Source organism: Hugenholtzia roseola DSM 9546, from assembly GCF_000422585.1.
GTDB lineage: Bacteria > Bacteroidota > Bacteroidia > Cytophagales > Bernardetiaceae > Hugenholtzia > Hugenholtzia roseola.
On the sequence record NZ_KE383893.1, the window covers coordinates 6,906 to 10,400 of the forward strand.

Sequence of the window (3,495 nt, forward strand, 5' to 3'; positions counted from 1 at the left end):
ATTTATCTAATAATCAAATTTCAGATATTTATTTTTTAAAAGATTTAGCACAATTAGAAACTCTTGATTTATCCTACAACGAAATTTCAGATGTTTCTTTTTTAAAAGGTTTGACGCAATTAGAAGCTCTTAGTTTGTCCTACAACGAAATTTCAGATGTTTCTTTTTTAAAAGGTTTGACGCAATTAGAAGCTCTTAGTTTGTCCTACAATGAAATTTCAGACATTTCTTTTTTACAAAGCTTACTGCAATTACAGACGCTTTATTTAAGCAGGAATCGAATTTCCGATATTTCATCTTTGCAAGATTTACCACAATTACAGACACTTGACTTAGCAGATAATCAAATTTCGGATATTGCGCAGGTAAAAGAAATTTTGGAACTTCCTGCCTTAGAATTTTTGAATTTGCATAACAATCCCCTGCCTTACTTACCTAAAGAAGTGTTAGAGGAAGGTGAGTACGAAGGCTGCCTCTTTATTCTACGAGATTATTTTTCGCATCAGGAGTTTGTGCCGAATAAGCGCGTGAAGTTGTTGCTTTTGGGCAATGGTATGGTGGGCAAAACTACTTTTTTGAAGCGTTTGCTCAATCCCGAAGGCGACTGGGAAACGGAAATTTATGTACGCCCCCAAGACCGCACCATAGGCATAGATGTACAGCGTGAGCAGTATGCCCTTAGCGAGGACATTTTGCTTTATATTTGGGATTTTGGTGGGCAGGAAATTTACCATGGCACGCACCGCCTATTTATGTCGCAAGATGCTTTGTATCTTATCTTTTGGGCTTTTGATACCGAAGAAAAAGCCGAAGAAAGGCGGCATGAATTGGTCTATTGGTTAGATTATTTGCAAAATCGTAGCCTCCGCAGTCCTGTTTTGCTGGTACATACGCAAATAGACAAGCCCGAAGAACAAGACCGTTCACAACAACACGAATATTTGCGTGCTGCTTATGCGCACCCCTATAGCCGCTATATCAGCCATTTTGATATGCGCATTTCTGCCAAAACTTCTGAAGGCTTCGAAGAACTAAAACAAGCCTTGCAAAACGCCATTCGGCAAAAATTAGCTACTTTGCTTCAGGCTGAAATTCCACTCACTTGGGCAAAAGTGCGAGAGGAATTAGAGGCAAAACAGCAGGCAGGCATCAAAACGCTTTCCCTTTCCGACTACAAAGTTCTTTGTGAAAAAGAAGAATACGCCCTTAAAGGCACACAGCCCGACACCTTGCTTTTGTTTTTGCACCGTACAGGCTTTTTGTATTATGATATAAAACTTTCTAAGGATATTATTCTGAATCAATTATGGGCTTTGGAGGGTATCTATAAGGTATTAGCCCCTCATTCTGCGGTGGAATTGGCAAAAGGTAATATCTCAAAAGAGGCATTGGCAGAGGCTTTTTTGAAAGAAAAATACAGCAGCAGCGAAATCGAAACCTTTTTGGATTATATCCTAAGTGCCGAAATTGCTTTTTGTTTGGAAGGAAGTGAATATAAAAAATTTAAAAACCCTACTTTTATTTTTCCGCAATTTTTGCCTTTTAGTCATGAGGTAGTAGATGATTGGGAAGGTGAAGGTTGTTTGCATTTTGCTTATGCGCCGCCTTTTGTGCATAGCGATTTAGTAAATCGTTTTTTGGTGCGTTTAGGTCGCCTAAGCGAAAAAACAGCAATATGGTGCAGAGGGATTCGCATTTTTTACCCTGATGAACCCAAAACGAAAGCCCTTATCACTTTCGAACCCACAGAAAAAAGGGTATATATCCAAACTAAGGGCAGTGCAAAGGACGTATTTTTGCAAAAAATCATTCAAGAACTTGATGCCATTATAGATGACAACAACGAAACGAAGCCCTCGAAAAAGATGCGATACTTTCTTTCTATTGATGGCAAGCAATTTGTTGAGATATTATCTTTTGTAGAGGCAGTAGAAAATGAGGCAAAATATGTGCGCGATATAGACAATAAAAAAGTATTGCTTAGTGAGCTAATACAGATTTGGGGCAGCACCCGAAAGGTTAGTCAGGAACATTCGGAAAAAGAGAAAGAAGAGCCAACACTTTCTCAACAAGCCGCAAAAATTGTTTTGCCTGAAGAGGAAGTGGATAAAAATATTTCCTCACAAGTTCAAACCAAAAGTTCTTTGAAAACTGTTAGCTCTGAAAAAAATTACGAAAACTCACATTCAAACCCTAAACAAAACACAAGCATGGCACAAATTCCTGATTTTTTTATTGCCGATTTGGAAAAACAAGTCAAAGAGCAATACAAAAAAATTATTCGTAATCGTGATTTACGAAATGACGAAATAGACGAAGAATTGCGCGAAAAATATGCAAAAGAAATTGCTTTACGCCAAAAAAATATAAAAGAGATTCAAACTGAATTTCTGAACCAAGTAAAAATAGAAAACCCGAATATTACCGAAGCAGAAGCTACAAAAATCTCGAATGCGGTTGTCGAGGCAGTACGTAAAGAACTTGAAACTTTTAGGTTGGATTTGCAGACTTTCGTTAAAAGTGATTTACAAACCGCTCTTTCTCAACTCAATTTCAATTTTCCAAGTGAAACATTGAAAAATTTAGAGGCAGAAATCAAATTTCTACAAGAAGAAAACAAAGACGGCGTTTTAGCATTGGCAGACCTTATTCTGGATTTGGCTGATAATCAAGAAAATACAGACAAGGAAATTGCTAAAATTTTGCCTTTGATTAAAGAAATTAAAAATTCAGATATTTTAGATGCTAAAATAAAATTAGCAGTTCCTTTATTTGAATATTTAGGCGTTGCCAAAATAGAGGCGGAAGTCGAACTTAAACCAATTCCGCTTTGGGAAAAATTTAAAAACCGTTTTAGCACAAAAAAGCAGTAATCCCTAATTTTATTGAGGCAGAAGTTAGGGATAACAAAATGAAAGATAGCACAAAAGACCTCGAATCCGAAGGAATCCATCACGCCATCAGACTACTGACCGAACGCAAAAACCACTTGCTCGAAGCCAAAGCCATCAGCGCAAATGCAGCAGAAATTTTTTCTCTAAAAAAACAAATCGAGCAAATAGAGAGCGAAATTGAGGAGTTGCGTAGAAAACTAAGCTAAATTTTTTTATTGATATTGATATAAAACGATTGTCATTTTTTCTAAAACGAACCGTTAGCCCAAAAAAACAAAACCCATAAAGCGAATACTTTATGGGTTTGTTGTTGTCTTTGTCTTAACTTTTACTTTACAATAGAAACCTTCCCTGACCTAAGAAGGGTTCTGCTGGGTGCATTTTTGGGTGTGAAAGTCAGCTCGTAGAGATAAACGCCTGTGGGAACGAGTTTTCCGTTGTGCGTGCCGTCCCACCATTGGGGGTTATCGTTTTCGTCGCGATAGTTGGCATACCAAACTAATTGCCCCCAAGCGTTATAGACTCTAATTCGCATATTAGACCAATAAGAGCCAAAGATTTTCCATTCATCATTCAAACCATCGGCGTTAGGCGAAAAAGC

General features: G+C 37.6%; 3 protein-coding genes. 2 read left to right on the forward strand and 1 reads right to left on the reverse strand.

All coding sequences use genetic code 11. The annotated features are described in order from the left end of the window. Both G500_RS24615 and G500_RS0121730 read left to right on the forward strand, forming a co-directional pair. On the forward strand, positions 1–2,873 hold a 2,873-nt coding region (locus G500_RS24615), incomplete at its 5' end, for a leucine-rich repeat domain-containing protein (RefSeq protein ID WP_035758421.1). Between the two features lie 38 nt (positions 2,874–2,911). Then, entirely contained in the window at positions 2,912–3,100 is a 189-nt protein-coding gene (locus G500_RS0121730) for a hypothetical protein (RefSeq protein ID WP_027004071.1), read from the forward strand. A gap of 122 nt (positions 3,101–3,222) precedes the next feature. Here G500_RS0121730 and G500_RS24620 read toward each other — a convergent pair. Continuing rightward, positions 3,223–3,495 (reverse strand): T9SS C-terminal target domain-containing protein (locus G500_RS24620; RefSeq protein WP_035758423.1); only part of this gene is annotated, 273 nt, incomplete at its 5' end.

Excerpts from the sequence above, each read along its gene's own strand:
- G500_RS0121730 (WP_027004071.1), top strand. The coding sequence starts at position 2,912 with ATGAAAGATAGCACAAAAGACCTCGAATCCGAAGGAATCCATCACGCC.